A 17,103-nucleotide genomic window follows, 5' to 3' on the forward strand; every position below is an offset into this window, starting at 1 on the left:
CAATGTGGGGGCCCGGATCTCTCAGTCGGTTCCTTCTCCCCTTGTGGGAGAAGGTGGCCGACAGGCCGGATGAGGGGTCTCGCAACCCAGGGGGTTGCGCGTTCGGAGCGGAGCGACGAGCGACCCAGTGCGCGGAGAGAACCCCTCATCCGCCCTTCGGGCACCTTCTCCCACAAGGGGAGAAGGCCAGGAGGCTACCCCTTCTTCTCCGCATTGAGCACGTTCGCCAGCTCCGGGATGAAGTCCTTGACCATCGGCTGCTTCACCACCTCGAACGGCAGCGGCCGCACCACGCGCATCGCCGCGATGCCGACGCGCACCGTCATCAGCCCGTTGACCACGCCCTCGCCGAGCCGCGCCGAGAGCTTCGAGGCCAATCCCTGGCCCAGCAGCTGCTCGACCACGCCATCAGTCAGCACCAGCCCACCCGTCACCGCCAGGTGCGCGAGAATCGCGCCGATCAGCCGCCACGTGCCGATGAAGCCCGGTCGCGCGCCGTAAAGTCGGGCGATGTCGCCGCCCAACCGGACGCTCTCGAAGATCACGAAGGCAATGTCGATCAGCGCCCGCGGTGACACCGCCGTCACCAGCGCCACGCGCCGGGCCGAGGCCGCCGTCAGCGCCCGTGCCCGGGCATCGAGCGGCGCCATCAGCAGCCGCTCACCCAGCCGCACATGCTCGGCCCCATCGAAGATGTGATGGGCATTGCTCTCGAGCTCGTCCCGTGGACGGGCCAAATCGGGCCGGCGGGCGTATATCTCGAGCAACTCGCGGGTGATCGCCGCGCCGTCCTTGTTGCGATCGCTGGCCAGCGCCGCGATCGCTGCATGGCGCAGCCGGTCCAGCGCCCTCAGCCGCATCAGCGATGCGACCTCGCGAATGATGATCACCACCAGCGCGATCACCAGCACCGCTAGCACCGCCAGCCCGACCCAGCCGAGCCAGGGCTGCGCACCGAACAGGTCGGCGATCAGTCGTTCCGCCGCCAGCCCCAGCGCCAGCGACACCAGGATGCCGCCGGCGGTCCATGCCACCCGCCCGGCCCAGCTGAGCAGGCGCGGCGGCCGCGCCGTGTCGTCCAGCGGCACGTCGATATCAGTGATCGGCTCGATGCTCTCGGGCAGCGCGACAGCCTGCGCCGGCTCGAACGCCCGAGGGCGGCGCGGTTCGTCGGCGGCCGTGCCGCTGGTGGAGACCGTGCGGGCAAAGGGCGGTTTCATTTCAGCCAGTCCCCGATCAGGTAGTCGAGCGCACGGTCGAAACGGATGTGCGGCAGCACCACGTTGCCCTCGGCGTTCTTGTCCAGGCGCTGCGGCGGCTGGAACCGCATGAACTTGAGTGCAACCGGGCGGCCGTCCTCAAAAAGCGAGTCCGGATGTTCCGGCAAGTCCCCGGGAAACAAGGCGATTTCGGTGTTGCCGTCATAGGTGGTACCACCCAGCACCTCACCCTTTTGCGGCGTCCCAACGATCACCTCATGCCGCTCGCCCGCCTCCTCGATGACGCTCTCGCGGGTGGCGCGGATCGCCGCGATGGCCATCGAGCGGGTCTCCGCCCCGGCGAACCGGGCCTTGCGTGCCGCATCGGCGACCAGCCGGTTCATCACCGCTTCGAGCCGGTCGTGGCTGGAGGAATGGATGTGGTCGGCCTTGGTGGCGGCGAACAGGATCCGGTCGATCCGCCGCGCCACCAGCCGGATGATCGGATTGTTGTCGCCCTGCCGGAAGCAGGCAAGGATATCGGTGAGCGCGGTTTCGAGATCGGCGACAGCGGCCGGCCCGGCATTCAGAGCCCGTAGCGTGTCCACCAGCACGACCTGCCGGTCCAGCCGGGCGAAGTGATCGCGGAAGAACGGCCGGACGACGATCGCCTTGTAGGCCTCGTATCGTCGCTCCAGCATGGCGTAGAGGCTCGACGAGCGCACCGGCCCTGTCGGCGGCGGCAGCGGTGCAAAGGTCAGCGCCGGGCTACCCTCGAGGTCACCCGGCAGGAGGAACCGACCCGGGGGCAGGGTGCTGAGCGCCCGTCCGTCCTCGCGGCTACGGCGCAGGTAGTCCGTGAAGGCCACGGCGAGCCGTTCAGCATCGACGTCAGTGGCCTCTTTCGAGCTGTCCGTTTGTTGTAATTCGTTCAGGAATGCAGCGGACTCGGTTTTTGAATGGGGCAGCTCTGCTCGCCTAAGTGCCTGCTCGCTCCATTCCGCAAAGCTCAGCGAAAGCAGCGGCAGGTCGAGCAGCCACTCGCCGGGATAGTCGACGATATCGAGATTAAGCACCGTCGGCCCGAACATCCCCGACACCCAGCGCTTCGACTGGAACTTCAACGTCAGCCGCAACTGGCTGATCTTCCTCGTCGATTCCGGCCAGTGCGGCTCCTTGCCGGTCAGTGCCGCGAGATGCTGCTCGTAAGCAAAACGCGGCACGCCCGCATCCGGGTGCTCGGCCAATCGGGCGCCGATAAAGCGCCCCTCGGTCAGCGCCGCAAACCCCGGCAGCCGCCCGCCGGTTAACAGGTTATGGACCAGCGAAGTGATGAAAATCGTTTTGCCAGCACGACTTAGGCCGGTAACACCAAGCCGCAAGGTCGGCGTGAATGGGGCGGCGGCCGCATCGGCGAGGTTGCCCAGCGCGATGCCGATCTCGTCGGTGATGGTCGTCGGCGATTGCGGCATCAGGGTCCCCGGATCGCCGGGAAGGTAGGCGGTCCCCGCACGATTGCAAGGCTACCGCGCTGGGCGCTCTAGAGGAATCGTGATCGCACGGTTGGGGGAATCTTCACTGTTGTTCGCCTTATCTGGGGCATGGCTTACGCTGTAGCTCGTAGCTTCGAGAGTGATGCGGCGGAACTCCTGGGTGTTCCGCGCGAGCGAACGGCTGGCGACCGACTGCATCTCGATGTCGCCAAGCTGTTGATTTCAAATAAGACCCTGCGGCTCACCGACCTCGCCATCGCCATGCGGCAGACGGCGGAGTGGGGCTCCAGCCTCGCCTCGACGATCATCGCGCTCGGGTTCGTCAGACCCATCGACTACTACCGGGCGGTCGCCGAGGTGTACGGCTTGCCGTTCGTCGATCTGCAGAAGGAGCCGATCGACGAGAGCTTGACGCGGGTCGAGGACCGCGCCGACTATGCCGAGCGCAATATCGTGCCGTGGCGCCGGATCGACGGCCGGCTCATCCTCGCCGCCACGGAAATCTCGACCGAGCACTTCCTGTGGGGCGACGAGCGGTTCGGCGCCGACAACTACGATTTCGTCATCACTTCGCCGTTCGACATCCTGTGGCAGACGCAGCAGCTGTTCCGCGAGTGGGACAGCTTTTTCGCCCGCGAGGCTCTGTACTCCTGGAAGCCCGAGCACTCGGCCAAGTTCACGGTAACGCGGCCGCAGAAGCTGGTGCTTTGGGGCATGCTGGCGGCGTTGGTGGCGGGCCTTTTGCTCGCGCCGATGGCCACCGCGGTCACGCTGATGGCGTTCTTCACCACCATCTACACGCTGACGTTCGCGTTCAAGTTCGTGCTGACCTTTGTCGGCGCCTCGCGCAAGGCTGACATGGAAATCTCGGCCGAGGCGATCGCGGCGCTGAAGGACAACGAGCTGCCGGTCTACACCGTCCTGGTGCCCATGTACAAAGAAGCGAAGGTCTTGCCGCTCCTCACCAAGGCGTTGAAAGGGCTCGATTATCCGGCTTCGAAGCTCGAGGTGAAGCTGGTTCTGGAGGAAGACGACACCGAGACCATCGAGGCGGCCAAGGCGCTGCGGCTGCCCGGTACGTTCGAGATCGTGCGGGTGCCGCCGAGCCAGCCCAAGACCAAGCCGAAGGCCTGCAACTACGCGCTGCAGTTCAGCCGCGGCGAGTTTGTGACCATCTACGACGCCGAGGACCAGCCGGAGCCGGATCAGCTGAAGAAGGCGGTGCTGGCGTTCCGCAACGGCGATCCGCATCTCGCCTGTGTGCAGGGGCGGCTGAACTACTTCAACCGCTCTGAAAACTGGCTGACGCGGATGTTCACGCTCGAATACAGCCAGTGGTTCGATTTCCTGCTGCCAGGCCTCGACTGGCTGAAAGTGCCGATCCCGCTGGGCGGTACCTCCAACCACTTCAAGCTCTCGGCGCTGCGCAAGGTCGGGGCGTGGGATCCCTACAACGTCACCGAGGATGCTGATCTCGGCGTACGGCTGGCGCAGGAAGGCTACACCGTCGGTGTCATCAATTCGACCACCTACGAGGAAGCCAACGGCGTCTTGCCGAGCTGGATCAAGCAGCGCTCGCGCTGGATCAAGGGCTACATGCAGACCTGGCTGGTGCACATGAGGCACCCGATCCAGCTGTGGAAGTCGATCGGCGCCAAGGGCTTCTTCTCGTTCCACTTCTTTATCGGCGCGCCGCCGTTCACGATGCTGCTGGCGCCGATCCTGTGGGTGATCACCTTCCTCGTGTGGTTCACCAACAGCTGGGATTTCGGCTGGCTGTTCCCTGAGCCCTTCGGGACCATGGCACTGTTCAACCTGGTGATCGGCAACCTGTTCCTCGTCTATTTCGGGGTGATCGCGGCGCTGAAGCGCCGCTACTACGACCTGGTGCCGGTGGGGGTGCTGCTGCCGTTCTACTGGGTGCTGCACTCGATCGCGGCCTACAAGGCCTTCTGGCAGCTGATCTTCAATCCCCACTACTGGGAAAAGACCGAGCACGGCACGTCCAGCGTCACGCAGCAGACGCTTGAGCAGGTCAAGAGCGAGGCGGCCAAATGAGCCTCGCAGACATCACCGCCATCGTCACGGCTCCGCCCAAGCGCGTCAAGTTCTGGCGGCTCTCCACGGTCGCGGTGACCGTCACGGCGCTTTCGGCCTTCCTGTGGCTGGCGCAGTACGTCATCGACAACGGCTTCCTGCGCCGCGACATCGCCGCGTTGCAGGCCGGCGAGGCCTGGCGCACAGGCGGCTGGCTGTCGCACGCGGTGCTGCGGATCGTCGGGTTGATCCCCTACACGCAGGTGCAGCAGAGCGTGCTGTCGCTCACTGCCGCAGCGGCCACGGGGCTGATGTTCGGCATCCTCTATCATCGCATGCGCGCCAACGGATGGTTCGTCATCGGCACGGTGCTCACCCTCGTCGCGCTGGGGCTCCATGCCGACGTGCTCTACGTCACCACCGCCGCCAGCCGCGGCCTGCCGCTCTACTTCGCGTTCGCGGCGCTGATCCCGGCCATCCGTGGCATCGAGGATGTTGGAGACGTGCAGTCCGCCATCGGTCTCGGCCTCCTTATGCCGCTGCTGCTGCTCGCCAGCCCCATCACGACGCTGCTGATCCTGCCGTTCGCCCTTGGCGCCGCGCTTGCCGAGCCCGACGGCCGCCGCGATCCGCGGGCGTTCTTCGCCATGCTGCTGGTGGCCATCCTGCCGTCGCTGATCGTCGCCGTAGGAATCATCGGCTTCATCGCGCAGGCGCGGCTCGATGTAGCCGCCGCGCTGCTCCCCTATGTCGCCACCTACGGTACCCTGCGGTTCGGCGACGTCGGCACCAGCCTGTTGTCGCTCGTCACCTTTGCGCCGGTAATGGTGGTGCCGCTGGCCTACTGCTTCTGGTCCAGGCTGCCGGAGAAGCGGCACGTGTTCAGCGCGCTCGCCGTCATCGTGCTCCCGGTCTATCTCGCGGTTGCGCGGGTCATCCTCAACACGCAGATGCAGGCGTTTGTGCCCGCGGTGGCGCTCCTGGCGGCCTTCGCCTCGTGGCTGGCGGTGGTACGCCTGCCGATGCCGCTGCGGCTCTTCGCACTGGTCATGCTGGGTGTCTCGGTCATTCTCAGCTGGACCCTCACGGGCTTGTGGGATGATCCGCTCTGGAAGGCGGCGTTGTTCAACGCCGTGCCGGGCGAAGTCGGCAACCTCTCCTTGCGGCCAGGCGTTTGACCTACCAGCAAAAGGAGGACGAAATGCACAAGCCCGTCGTCGAAATCGACACCACCATCGCCGCGCCTGCCACCACGGTCTGGAAGGCCATGCAGAAGGGCGCCATGTTCCCCGGCACGACGATCGACACCGACTGGAAGATCGGCCATCCCATCACCTTCAAGGGCGAGTGGCAGGGCAAGAGCTTCACCGATCGCGGTGAGATCCAGAGCCTTTCCGAGGCCAAGGAACTCAGCTTCTCGCACTGGAGCGACAAGGACGGCTCCGGCAAACGCCCGCCCAGCTACCACGTGGTAAAGTATGAGCTGGAACCAACCGGCCAGCGGACCAAGGTGACGCTCAGCCAGTTCAACGAGGGCGAGGAGACGCAGGTAGATGCCAAGACGAGGGCGGAGTTCGAGAAGAACTGGTCGATGATGCTCGACGGGCTGAAGAAGTCGGCCGAGGGGATGCACTGACTGCAGCAGACGCCCCCGTCCCGGCCTCCCTCTTCATGGGGGGATGGGAGGGGGGCGTCTCTCCCAGTTTTCGCGCGAACGAATTGAACGAATATCGTTCTATCCGTTCAGTCCGATCTTCTCGAGCTCGTACGGCGTCGTCTGGTAGATTTCGTTGATCCAGTTCTGGAACAGCAGGTGCGCATGGCTGCGCCAGCGGTTCTCCGGCTCCACCGTGGTGTCGCCGTTGGGGAACAGGTTCACCGGTGGCGGCGTATAGAGCCCGGCCTTCACGTCCCGCTCGTACTCGTCCGCCAGCGAGCGGTTGTCATACTCGAGGTGGTTCAGCATGTAGAGGGCAGGGCGCACCTTGTCCTGCAGCATACAAACGCCGATTTCCTCATTGTCGATAAGGACTTCGAGGCCTTTGCCAAGGCTGTTCCGGTCGATGTCGTTGTAGCGGCTGACCGGGATCATCGGGCTGTCCGAGAAACCATGCAGCCACGGCGTCTGCGGGCCGACCAGCTTGTGCCGGAACACCCCGAAGGCCTTGCTGGGCATGCGGTAGCGCTTCGCCCCATGGAAATGGTGCAGCGCCGCCTGGGCGCCCCAGCAGATGAACATCGTGTGGTGCACGTTGGTCTGCGTCCAGTCCATGATCTCGAGCATTTCGGACCAGTACTTGACCTCCTCGAACGGCATGTTGGCCACCGGCGCGCCGGTGACGACAAAGCCGTCAAACCTCTTCTCCCGCACCTCTTCCCAGGTCGAATAGAAGCTCTTGAGGTACTCTTCCGAGGTGTTCTTGGACTTGTGGTCGCTCACCCGCACCAGTGTCAGGTCGACCTGCAGCGGCGTCGCGCCGATCAGCCGGGCGAACTGCGTCTCGGTGCGTTCCTTGTTGGGCATAAGGTTGAGCAGCCCGATCTGCAGCGGGCGGATGTCCTGGCGGGCGGCGCGGGAGGAGTCCATGACCATGACACCCTCCGATTCAAGGGTCTTGGCCGCAGGCAGGTGGTCAGGGATACGAATGGGCATGATGTCCCTCTAGATGGGTAAGCGATCGGGTGAACTGAAGCGGCGCCGCGGACGGCGCTATCGCATTCGCTTCCGGATCGCTCCCGCCACGAGGTCGAGGAATTCGTCGCCATCGCGCACCGTGGCGAGGTCGCTGGCTTCGATGGTGTAGCCGAAATTGTCGGCGAGCAGTTGGTAGCGCGGCAGCCGATCTTTCAGCAGCGCCTCGAAACCCCACGCGCCAAAGGCATCCGGATCGACATCGGCGTCGTCCTTGACCTTGTTGAGCTTCTTGAACTCGGCCCACTTCTCGACGAGGAAATGTGGCTGGTAGTACATCGGCTTGGGGCTGTGCTTGAAGCGGCGGACCAGTTCCGCCGTGTCGTGCTCGGTGCCCCGGATGTAGAGCAGCAGGGTGCTCGAAGTCAGCGCCTTGATCACCGGATCCTCGGCATTGGCCGGGTCCACCACCTCGATCAGCGAACCGCCGGTGTCGGCGATGAAGTTCGAGTAGCCGTAGAGCGTATCGGCGCGCTCGATGAAGTAGGGCACATCCTCGAGCGCCGCGATCTCGGCAATCCGGTGCTGCTCCTGCCGCCGCTGGTACTCATCGAGCGGCAGGCCGCCACGGCGCGTATCGCCCGGCCGCCCAAGATAGGTCGAGAGCGGGTCGAGGTTGGCGAAGGTGATGTTGCTGTCGATCTTGATCGAGTCCGAGCGCAAGAGGTCGCGCAGGAACGGCACCTTCATGGCCTCGGCCTTGAAGTTGTCGACAATGAACTCGCCCATGTAGCGCGTGCCGATGCGGTAATCGGCCGAGTAGTGGAACCACTGGTGCTTGCGCAGCAGCGCCGCCAGCCAGGTCTTGCCGACGCCGGCCATGCCGAACACCGTCACGGCGTGACGCGGCGCGCTCAGGAAGTCCTCGGCGGAGTTGAACAGCATAGGGGCGGGTCCGGTTCGGCGCATGGATTTAGACGATGCGCGCAGAGCGGACAAGGGCAGGGGCTCAGGCGAGATCTCATGCTATCGGCAATTCCTGCCGCATAGCTCGGACTCTTTTGCCTTGTTATCGCCGCATCCGTTACCGGCGCGCCAGAAAACCTAGCAAATTCAACGGCATCCCGATCTGGCATCGAGCTTGCATTGCTTTACCCGAACCCGCGTGTCCGCACGCCAAATGGGGGTATGGAGCAAACTATGGGCATCTACGGCGCTCTTTCGACCGCAGTCACCGGGCTACGCGCCCAATCCTTCGCGCTCGAGAATATCTCGGGCAACATCGCCAACAGCCAGACTACCGGCTTCAAGCGCATCGACACCGATTTCGTCGACCTGATCCCCGACGCACCGCAGAAGCGGCAGACCGCTGGTTCGGTCCTGGCGCAGTCGCGCTCGACCAATAACCTGCAGGGTGACGTCAAGGGCACGTCGACCGAAACCAACATGGCCATCAACGGCAACGGCTTCTTCATCGTCGAGCCGCCGATCGGCCAGTCGGACGGTGACGCGCTATTCGCGGGCGCCAGCTACTACACCCGGCGCGGCGACTTCGAGCTCGACAAAAACGGCTACCTGGTCAACGGCTCGGGCTACTACCTGAAGGGCCTGCCGATCGACCCGGTGACGCAGAACATCTCGGGCTCGGTCCCGCAGGTGCTACGCGTCTCCAACTCGTTCCTGCCGGCGCAGCAGACCACGCGCGTCAACTACGAGCTGAACCTGCCGCAGTTGCCTAAGACTGCAGCGTACCAGGCGGCGAAGACCGTCGGCAGCGAGCTGCTGCGGGCGCAGGACTTCCTGACGCTCACGCCGGATACTCCGGCCACCACCTCGGGCGCCACCACGACGGGCACGGCCTTGCCGTCGACCATCGCCGCAGCCGGCGACTCGCTGAGCGTCGCCGTCAATGGCGGCACAGCGACGACCATCAACTTCATCAGCGGCGGCGGCAGCTCCGGCAACAACATCGACATCACGGCCTACGCGGATGTCGACGCGATGCTGACTGCGGTTCAGGGCTTGCTGCCGGGCGGCGTTACCCTCGCCCGGAACACCGCCGGTGCGATCACAGTTACGGCCGCCAACGCCACCGACACGGTCACCCTCACCGACAATACCACCGGCACCTCCACCACCGGCTTCAACCTTGCCAATGGCACGATCAATCCGACCGTGTCGGCCGCGACGGCCCTCTCCGCACGCGTCAACGCCGTCAGTGCCGACGACGCGGACACTTTCGTCGCCCAGTCGATCTCGGGCGGCGCGATCACGGTCTATGCCGGCAACGGCGCTCCCGCCAACGTGCAGGTGCGCTGGGCCAAGGTGAACTCGACCGCCAATGGCGGCGCTGAGCGCTGGAACATGTTCGTCCTCACCAACTCGGAAGCCACCGGTTCTGGTACCGCCTGGACCCGCATGGGCGGCGACTACACCTTCGGCGCCGACGGTTCGCCCAACCCGGCAGTGGAATACACCGACCTGCCGGGGCTCACGGTGAACGGCGTGACCATTGGCGACATACGTCTGCAGCACGGCGCCAACGGGCTCACCCAGTTCGCCGATCCGAACGGCACCGCCGAGGTGACCACGCTCAACCAGAACGGCTACGCCGCTGGTGAGTACGTCTCGGTCGCGGTGAACGACAACGGCCGCGTCGTCGTCTCCTACAATAACGGCCAGCAGCTCGAGGTCGCCCAGGTGGTGACGGCGAACTTCAATGCCGCAAATGCGCTGAAGCGCATGGATGGCGGCGTGTTCGCTGCGACGTCGGAGTCGGGCGAGCCGCTGCTCGACAATGGCGGCGTCATTGGCTCCTCGCTCGAAGCGTCGAACACCGACATCTCCGAGGAGTTCACCAAGCTGATCATCACCCAGCAGGCTTATGCCGCCGGCACCCGCATCGTCTCGACCGCGGACCAGATGCTGCAGGAAGCACTGAACATGGTCCGCTGACGCGGCGGATGAACAGAGCTGTCGCGGGTCAACCGCGGCGGCTCGGGATGGGGCTGGAGTAGGACGGAATGGGGCTTTCGGTTACCCTCAGCAATGCGCTCAGCGGGATGCGCGTCGGGCAAAGCGCGCTCGACACGCTGTCGAACAACGTCGCCAATGCCGGTACCCCCGGATACCACCGGCGTTCGGTCAGCATCATCGACTCGGTGGGCGTCAATTCCACCTATGCCCGCGAGGGGCAACTCACCCGCACCTTCAGCCAGAGCCTGCAGCAGCACTACACGCGTGCCACGGGCGAATCCGGCTTCTCCAGCGTCAAGGCGAGCTTCCTCGATCGCGTGCAGACGCTGTTCGGCAAACCCGGCACGACCGGCTCCGTCGATAGCGCCTACAACGCCTTCGAGAGCGCGCTGGCGGCGGCCGCCACCAGCCCGGACAGCTACGCCAACCGGGCCGACCTAGTGCAGAAGGCCGAGGGGCTGGCGGGGACGCTCAACCGGCTCACCTCCGACATCCAGTCTCTGCGGCAGGAGACCGAGTCGCGGCTCTCCAACAGCGTCGATACCATCAACAACCAGCTGCAATCGCTGGAGAAGGTCAACCTCAGGCTGGCCGACCAGGGGATCGATCCGACCTCGCGCGCCACGTTGCTGGACCAGCGCGACCGGCTGGTCGAAGGCCTGTCACAGCAGATGGACCTGCGCGTCAGCTATCGCGGCGACGGCACGGTCTCGCTGATGACGCGCTCCGGCGTCGGCATCCTCGATGTGAAGGCATCGGTATTCTCGTACGAGAGCGCCGGTGCGCTGTCGGCCAGCTCGCGCTTCAGCCCCAACGATGCGGTCAGCGGCGTTGGCAAGCTCACCATCATGACCCCGGCCGGGCTTGAGATCGACCTGGTCAAGCAGAACGTTCTCAGCTCCGGTGAGCTCGCCGGGCTCATTGAGTTGCGCGACCAGTCGCTGGTGGAGGCACAGGACCAGCTCGATGAGATCGCCTCCTCGCTGGCTAAGGCGATGTCGACCAACGTGACCACGGGAACGCAGGTGACCTCGGGCGCCTCCAATGGCTACGAGGTCGATCTCGCCAACGTCCGCAACGGCAACGAGTTCACCTTCAAGTACCTGCAGGGTGGCGCCGAAAAGAACGTGCGCGTACTGCGCGTCGACGACACCTCGAAGCTGCCGATCGACTATATCGATGCCAACGGCGCGCGAGTGGTCGGGCTCGATTTCTCCGGCGGCGCGGCGTCGGTTGCGGCGCAGCTGCAGGGAAAACTCGGTACCAGCCTCTCGGTCAGCAGCCCATCGGGCACCATGCTGCGGGTGATGGATGACGGCGCCGCCGGCACCACCGACATGCTGTCGCTGCAGACGCGGACCACGGCGACGGGCCTGCAGAACGGCGGCCTCGGCTTCTCCCTGTTCGTCGACACCAACAATGCCGACTATACCGACAGCCTCGACGGCGTCGGACAGAAGCTCGGTTTCGCCGGGCGCATCAGCGTCAACCAGGCGGTGGTGAACGATAACAAGCTGCTGGTGCAATATACCGGCACCACGCCGCTCGGCGACCAGAGCCGGCTGAACCAGATCGTCTCCAACCTCGACGGCATGCGCTTTGCCGGCGCCGAGGGATCGAGCGGCACCACCGCGAGCTTCCGCCTCGGCGGCACCGTGGCCGACATCATCTCGCAGACGATCAACTACCAGGGCAACGCGGCGGCCTCCGCGATCTCGGATAGCGAGACGCAGGAGATGACGCTCGATGCGCTGACGCAGCGCCTCGACAGCGAGTACGGCGTCGACGTCGACGAAGAAATGGCACGTCTGATGGAACTGCAGAACGCCTTCGCCGCCAATGCGCGCGTGATGAGCGTAGTGCAGGAACTGATGGACTCCCTGATGCAGCTCTAAGGTGCGAACACCATGACCTCAGTCGGCAAGACGATGTTCCCGCTCGCCAACGGCATCAAGAACATCACCAACATGAAAGAGCGCTACGACAAGCTGCAGACGCAGCTGTCGAGCGGGGAGAAGGCCTCGACGCTCGCAGAGATGGGCTCGGACAGGTACTTCGACCTGGCACTGCGCCAGCGCGTGGCGCGGATGGATGGCTACCAGCAGTCGATCTCGACCGTGAACCTTCGCCTCGAAGTGCTGGATACGGTGATGAGCCGGCTCGACACTATCGAGTCCGACGCCCGCGCCGCGGCTATTTCTGGCGGCGGCGGCACCTCCGGCATCAACTTCCAGACCACGCCGACGCTCGCCGGTTCGCGCTTCGACGAGGTGATGACGCTGCTCAACACCGATATCGCTGGCCGTTACATGTTCGGCGGCAACCGCACCGACAGCAAGCCGGTCTCGACGCCGGCGGACCTGATGAACGGCGTCGGCGCGCGCGCGGGGTTCAAGCAGGTCGTGGGTGAGCGGAAGCTTGCCGATCTGGGGACCGACCACCTGGGCCGGCTCGACGTCAGTACCGTGACCGACACGGTGACGCTGGCGGAAGAGACCACCGTGTTCGGCATGAAGCTCTCAGGCGTCACCACCACCTCGGCGAACATCGCGGTGACCGCCCCCGGTGGTGGCCCGCCGCCGCAGCTGACGGTGCAGTTCGGCACGCCGCTGCCGTCTGCCGGCGACAAGGTGCAGGTCAGCTTCACCATGCCGGACGGCACCGAGGAGCAGGTCGTCCTCGTCGCGACCACCGCCACGCCGGGCGCAGGCGAGTTCCAGATCGGCGCCGATGCCGACACCACCGCGGCGAACTTCGGCACGGCACTCACCAGTTCGGTGAAAAACCTGGCCGAGACCGCGCTGGTTTCGGCATCGGCCTATGCCGCAGCGGACGACTTCTTCAACGGGCAGGGCGAGCAGGTGATGCGCGTCGACGGCCCGCCCTACGACACCGCCACCGGCCTCATCGCCGGCACCTCGGCCAACACGATGCTCTGGTACAATGGCGAGGACAGCGCCGATCCGCGCAACACCGTCACCGCCCGGGTGGGTGAGGGCACGACCGTGGGCTATGGCGTGCAGGCCAACGAAAGTGGCTTCCTCAACCTGATCCAGACGCTGGCCGCCGTGGCCGTACAGGATTTTCCGGACAGCGATCCGACCTCGGAGGAGCGCTACACCTCGATGATGTCGCGCAACGCCTCGCGGCTCGCCGACACCAAGGACAATCAGCCGGGCTCACTGGCGGCCATCACGGTCGAACTCGGCCTCGCGCAGAGCACGACGGGCGCCATTGCCGAGCGGCACACGGCGCACTCGGCGCAGCTCGGCAACATGCTGGAGCAGATCGAGTCCGCGCCGACCGAGACCATCGCGATGGAGATCCTGGCGCTGAAGACCCGGCTGGAAGCCAGCTACCAGACCACCGCGCTGCTGAGCCAGCTATCGCTCGTGAACTACATGCGGTAGCGGCCGCCAACGTTCCGCAGACACCGATCGCACAAGTCGTCCCCGCGAAAGCGGGGATCTCTGTTTCTGGTGCGCAGGCATGGCCGCAGCAACGGCTAGAAACAACAAAGCCCGCGTTTCCGCGGGCTTGATCATTCGCAGCGATGTGTCGCGCTCAGCTCTGGCCGGCGCGCAGTCCGGTGGCGATCTCGCGGTTGATGTTGATCAGTACGGTGAGCTTGTTGGCCGACGGCTCGGCCTGGATGGTCATCGTCTGCTTCATCACGAACAGGCCGAGGTTGGCGATGTTCTCGCGCAGCGACTTGGGCAGCGGGCTTTCCTCGCCGGTCACCGAGCCGAGGAACACGGTCCAGAGCTTGCGGTTGAACATCAGGGCGTTGTGGAGCTCGTGACGCTCGTTGTCCCAATCGTCCCTGATGCGCTGCATCTGGCCGGCAGCTCGAGAGAGGAGGTTCGCCTCGAGGAGACGAGGATTAACCGTCTGCCTGCCTACCTGCTGGTAGGCGAGGGCCGCACTATTCTGCATTGCCGAGGAGTTCCTGTTCGTACTGGATCAGCTTTTTCGCAGCCTTGAGTGCTTTGTACAGGGAGCCGGTTAATATCTCGTTATTGATTTCGTCAACAATGCGGATTGTTGATGGCGCTGCCGTGATGATGTCGTTGACCAGTTGAAAGTAGTCCTGCGTAAGTCGTTCGACGCTCTCATGAATATACATGAGCTGCACCGCCAAGTAGATGCGCTTGGCGGGACTGTCGGCGGTGTCGAAAGTCAGGATATCCTTCTCGCGCAGGATTGGCGCCTTACCGTCGATGAACAGCCGCGTGCGCTGATCCGAGTTGGTGATGACGCAGTTGCCGACGATCAGGCGTTCGCCCGGCTTCAGTTCGACCTTTAGCGACATATCGGTGGCTCGACCCCATGATTCCGTGGAGCAGCATACTGCATACGGCGCGTCACCAAAACGCTACCGGCGCAGGGCGAATGCGAGTGCTCCGAGACCAAGGAGGATGAGCAGGGCGCCGCCCAGGATGAACGGTGCCGGGACCCCGAAGCCGGCGCTGATCAGGCTGCCGAGGAACGGTGCCGACATCATGGCCGAGATCATCGCGGCCTCGCCGGCGGCGGTGACCCGGCCGATCCGATCGGGTGGCGTTTCGGCCTGGATCACCGAGCGATAGGGCACCATCATGAACACCGTGGTGCCGCCCATCACCGCCATCACCAGACAGAACAACGGGAACGGGATGGCGAAGCTCCAACCCGCCGCGAGCGCCACGGCGATGGTCACCGGGCCGGAGATCAAAGCCGGGATGGCCATCATCGCCAGGGGGCGCTTGGGCCGGACCATGCCCGCTAGAAATGCCCCGATGACGCCGCCGACGCCGGAAGCGGTGACCGTCAGGCCAAAGGCCGTTGCGTCGTAGCCGAGGCGGCTGGTCAGCAGCGCAATCTGCGTGTCGTAGAGAAAGAAGATGAAGTTGGCCGCGGCGGCAAAGATCAGCACCGCGAGCAGCCGCCGGTTGCGCCCGAATTCCGCGATGCCCCCGGACACGCGGCGCAGGAATGGCTCCGCGGTACCGTGGAGCACATGGGCGCGAGGCGGCAGCTTCAGGCCCAGCAGGATCAGGAACGCCACGACGGACAGGAAGCCGTTGACGACGAACACGCCCTGCGCCGGCAGCAGCGCCAGTAGCAGCCCGCCAGCCGCCGGGCCTATGATCTTGCTCGCCTGGTTGATGCCCTGGTGCAGGCCATTGGCGGCCATCAGCAGCGGCTCGGGCGTCGTCAGTTGGATGGCCGACTGCCGGGCGGGGGTGAAGGCGGAATCGACGATGCCGCGCAGCAGGACAAGCAGCAGCAGAACCTCAACATTGGGCGCCAGCGCCAGGGCGAAGGTCAGCGCGCCACGGCCAAGGTTGGAAACCAGCAGCACGCGCTTCAACTCGGTGCGATCGACCCAGGCGGCGAGCAGCGGGCCGGTGATGACGTAGGGCAGGGAGAAGGCCAGGGCCAGGAAGGCGAGGGCGACCGGGCCGTGGCCCCAGACATAGGCGATCAGCGCAACCACGGCGACGTAGTCGAACCAGTCGGCGAAATCGGCGGGAATGGCTGCAAGCAGCAGCCGGCGCTGCGCCGGGATGCGGAGAAGGTCTCGGAACGGCGTCATGGTGCGACGATTGCCCGGCGAGGGGGCTATGACAATGGAAAAGGCGGGTACCGCCCCGCCTGTCCTCAAGTCTCGGCCAATGCTGCTAGAACAGCCGCAACACAGCCTGGCGGGTCTGCAGCGCGAGCAGGTTCGCGGCTTCCTGGTTGGCGACGGCCAGCGTCAGGTTCGCGGCGCTGCTTTCCAGGGGGGTGATCATCGACTTGGTGAAGTCGTTACGGCTCGTCACAATGAGTATCTATCGAGCCACAGGTGCAAACGACCGGTTAATCGGGTTGCGAAAACAGTCTAGCCCAAAAGAAAAAGGCGGGCCGGAGCCCGCCTTCGCCTTGTCTTGCGACTGACTTCTTAGAACAGGCGAAGCACGGCCTGATCGGCCTGCGAGGCCATCGACAGAGCCGTCGAAGACAGCTGCTGGCGGGTCTGCAGAGCGAGCAGGTTCGCTGCTTCCTCGTTGGTGTCGGCAAGCGTGAGGTTCGCCGCACCGGTCTCGAGGGTGTTGATCATGTTCTTGGTGAAGTCGGTGCGGTTCTGCACGATCGACAGGTTCGAGCCGAAGGCCGAAGACTGCGAACGCAGGTTACCGAGGGCGTCGCCCAGCGTGCTCAGCTTGGCGTCGATCGACGCGTCGCTGTCCAGGTCCTTGTCGGCAACGGTGGTGATGCCAAGCGAAGTGTTGTTGATCGAGGTGGCAGTGCCGTCGGCATCCTTTGCCTGGATGTCGATGGTCGAAGTGCCGGTCTCGTTGAACGTCAGCTTCAGCTTGTCGCCGCGGAGCAGGTTGATGCCGTTGAAAGAGGCGTCATCAGCCAGCTTGTCGAGCTGGTCGCGCAGTTCGTTGAACTGCTTGGCCAGGTTCTTGCGGACGTCATTGCCACCGATGTCGGCAGTCCCGGTGGTGCCGTCGACTTCACCGTCGGTACCAACGCCGGTAACGGTGAGGTCTTCGGTCGAGAGGTTCTCGATGCGAAGCTTGCCGCCGTCGTTGGAAGCGCGGATCTTGTCCTTCAGTTCGGCCTTGCCGTTGATCTCGGTAACGAGAGCATCAACGGTCTTCACCGCGCCGGGCGCGACCGTTGCAGCACCAGCCGCCGAGGTGCCGGCGTCAAGGCCGATACCGGTGATGGTGGTGTCGGTGTCGGCGTCAGTCTCGGCGAAGTTGGTCACGGCAACCGCCGAGCTGGCGCC

Annotated in this window: 15 protein-coding genes; 6 read left to right on the plus strand and 9 right to left on the minus strand. The window is 64.8% G+C overall.

The window, feature by feature from the left end:
* Positions 1-194: 194 nt before the first annotated feature.
* Positions 195-1,220 (minus strand): YcjF family protein, encoded by a 1,026-nt coding sequence (locus AC1DYL_RS20390; RefSeq protein ID WP_477174570.1) that lies wholly within the window; start codon positions 1,218-1,220, stop codon positions 195-197.
* Positions 1,217-2,671, minus strand: coding sequence for a YcjX family GTP-binding protein (locus AC1DYL_RS20395; protein ID WP_477174571.1), 1,455 nt, complete (start codon positions 2,669-2,671; stop codon positions 1,217-1,219). The genes AC1DYL_RS20390 and AC1DYL_RS20395 overlap by 4 nt, the downstream gene beginning before the upstream one ends.
* Positions 2,672-2,800: 129 nt before the next feature.
* Here AC1DYL_RS20395 and AC1DYL_RS20400 point away from each other — a divergent pair, with 129 nt between their 5' ends.
* From AC1DYL_RS20400 to AC1DYL_RS20410, 3 genes are read left to right on the plus strand one after another with little or no spacing between them, the layout of a single operon-like run.
* On the plus strand, positions 2,801-4,750 hold the full coding sequence (locus tag AC1DYL_RS20400; RefSeq protein WP_477149648.1) for a glycosyltransferase family 2 protein: 1,950 nt from the start codon (positions 2,801-2,803) through the stop codon (positions 4,748-4,750).
* Positions 4,747-5,907 (plus strand): hypothetical protein, encoded by a 1,161-nt coding sequence (locus AC1DYL_RS20405; protein ID WP_477174572.1) that lies wholly within the window; start codon positions 4,747-4,749, stop codon positions 5,905-5,907. Before AC1DYL_RS20400 ends, AC1DYL_RS20405 begins: the two co-directional genes overlap by 4 nt.
* 23 nt (positions 5,908-5,930) lie before the next feature.
* Positions 5,931-6,365: an SRPBCC family protein gene (locus tag AC1DYL_RS20410; protein WP_477174573.1), complete on the plus strand. Its 435-nt coding sequence runs from the start codon at positions 5,931-5,933 to the stop codon at positions 6,363-6,365.
* A 99-nt stretch (positions 6,366-6,464) separates the two neighbouring features.
* Here the strand turns inward: AC1DYL_RS20410 and AC1DYL_RS20415 are convergent, their stop codons facing one another.
* Together AC1DYL_RS20415 and AC1DYL_RS20420 are read right to left on the minus strand one after the other, a co-directional pair.
* A complete protein-coding gene (locus tag AC1DYL_RS20415; protein ID WP_477174574.1) occupies positions 6,465-7,382 on the minus strand; it encodes a homoserine O-succinyltransferase in 918 nt (305 codons plus the stop codon).
* 57 nt (positions 7,383-7,439) lie between these two features.
* Positions 7,440-8,306, minus strand: a complete 867-nt coding sequence (locus AC1DYL_RS20420) for an ATPase (RefSeq protein WP_477158623.1) — start codon at positions 8,304-8,306, stop codon at positions 7,440-7,442.
* 255 nt (positions 8,307-8,561) lie between these two features.
* On the opposite strand from AC1DYL_RS20420, the gene AC1DYL_RS20425 reads away from it, so the two are divergent.
* The 3 genes from AC1DYL_RS20425 (at position 8,562) to AC1DYL_RS20435 (ending at position 13,747) form a co-directional block, all read left to right on the plus strand.
* Positions 8,562-10,316, plus strand: coding sequence for a flagellar hook protein FlgE (locus AC1DYL_RS20425; RefSeq protein WP_477174575.1), 1,755 nt, complete (start codon positions 8,562-8,564; stop codon positions 10,314-10,316).
* 68 nt (positions 10,317-10,384) lie between these two features.
* Entirely contained in the window at positions 10,385-12,232 is a 1,848-nt protein-coding gene (gene flgK, locus AC1DYL_RS20430) for a flagellar hook-associated protein FlgK (RefSeq protein WP_477149642.1), read from the plus strand.
* Between the two features lie 12 nt (positions 12,233-12,244).
* A complete protein-coding gene (locus AC1DYL_RS20435) occupies positions 12,245-13,747 on the plus strand; it encodes a flagellin N-terminal helical domain-containing protein (RefSeq protein WP_477174576.1) in 1,503 nt (500 codons plus the stop codon).
* Positions 13,748-13,901: 154 nt separating this feature from the next.
* Here AC1DYL_RS20435 and flaF read toward each other — a convergent pair whose 3' ends face one another.
* The 5 genes from flaF to AC1DYL_RS20460 form a co-directional block, all read right to left on the minus strand.
* Complete coding sequence (flaF, locus tag AC1DYL_RS20440; protein ID WP_477149640.1) at positions 13,902-14,273, minus strand: flagellar biosynthesis regulator FlaF; 372 nt, start codon at positions 14,271-14,273, stop codon at positions 13,902-13,904.
* Entirely contained in the window at positions 14,263-14,649 is a 387-nt protein-coding gene (flbT, locus tag AC1DYL_RS20445; protein ID WP_477149639.1) for a flagellar biosynthesis repressor FlbT, read from the minus strand. Before flbT ends, flaF begins: the two co-directional genes overlap by 11 nt.
* 63 nt (positions 14,650-14,712) lie before the next feature.
* The gene (locus AC1DYL_RS20450; RefSeq protein WP_477174577.1) at positions 14,713-15,915 is read right to left on the minus strand and encodes an MFS transporter; all 1,203 of its coding nucleotides are present in this window, start codon (positions 15,913-15,915) and stop codon (positions 14,713-14,715) included.
* A gap of 85 nt (positions 15,916-16,000) precedes the next feature.
* Positions 16,001-16,144: a hypothetical protein gene (locus AC1DYL_RS20455; protein ID WP_477174578.1), complete on the minus strand. Its 144-nt coding sequence runs from the start codon at positions 16,142-16,144 to the stop codon at positions 16,001-16,003.
* A gap of 119 nt (positions 16,145-16,263) precedes the next feature.
* The coding region (locus tag AC1DYL_RS20460; protein WP_477174579.1) for a flagellin at positions 16,264-17,103 on the minus strand (840 nt) is incomplete at its 5' end.

The organism is Devosia sp. P1_H9 (genome assembly GCF_056405135.1).

Coding starts and splice junctions, on each gene's coding strand:
- AC1DYL_RS20420 (WP_477158623.1), bottom strand. CDS start 8,306: ATGCTGTTCAACTCCGCCGAGGACTTCCTGAGCGCGCCGCGTCACGCC.
- AC1DYL_RS20435 (WP_477174576.1), top strand. CDS start 12,245: ATGACCTCAGTCGGCAAGACGATGTTCCCGCTCGCCAACGGCATCAAG.
- AC1DYL_RS20395 (WP_477174571.1), bottom strand. CDS start 2,671: ATGCCGCAATCGCCGACGACCATCACCGACGAGATCGGCATCGCGCTG.
- AC1DYL_RS20400 (WP_477149648.1), top strand. CDS start 2,801: ATGGCTTACGCTGTAGCTCGTAGCTTCGAGAGTGATGCGGCGGAACTC.
- AC1DYL_RS20450 (WP_477174577.1), bottom strand. CDS start 15,915: ATGACGCCGTTCCGAGACCTTCTCCGCATCCCGGCGCAGCGCCGGCTG.
- AC1DYL_RS20390 (WP_477174570.1), bottom strand. CDS start 1,220: ATGAAACCGCCCTTTGCCCGCACGGTCTCCACCAGCGGCACGGCCGCC.
- AC1DYL_RS20425 (WP_477174575.1), top strand. CDS start 8,562: ATGGGCATCTACGGCGCTCTTTCGACCGCAGTCACCGGGCTACGCGCC.
- flgK (WP_477149642.1), top strand. CDS start 10,385: ATGGGGCTTTCGGTTACCCTCAGCAATGCGCTCAGCGGGATGCGCGTC.
- flbT (WP_477149639.1), bottom strand. CDS start 14,649: ATGTCGCTAAAGGTCGAACTGAAGCCGGGCGAACGCCTGATCGTCGGC.
- AC1DYL_RS20410 (WP_477174573.1), top strand. CDS start 5,931: ATGCACAAGCCCGTCGTCGAAATCGACACCACCATCGCCGCGCCTGCC.
- flaF (WP_477149640.1), bottom strand. CDS start 14,273: ATGCAGAATAGTGCGGCCCTCGCCTACCAGCAGGTAGGCAGGCAGACG.
- AC1DYL_RS20405 (WP_477174572.1), top strand. CDS start 4,747: ATGAGCCTCGCAGACATCACCGCCATCGTCACGGCTCCGCCCAAGCGC.
- AC1DYL_RS20415 (WP_477174574.1), bottom strand. CDS start 7,382: ATGCCCATTCGTATCCCTGACCACCTGCCTGCGGCCAAGACCCTTGAA.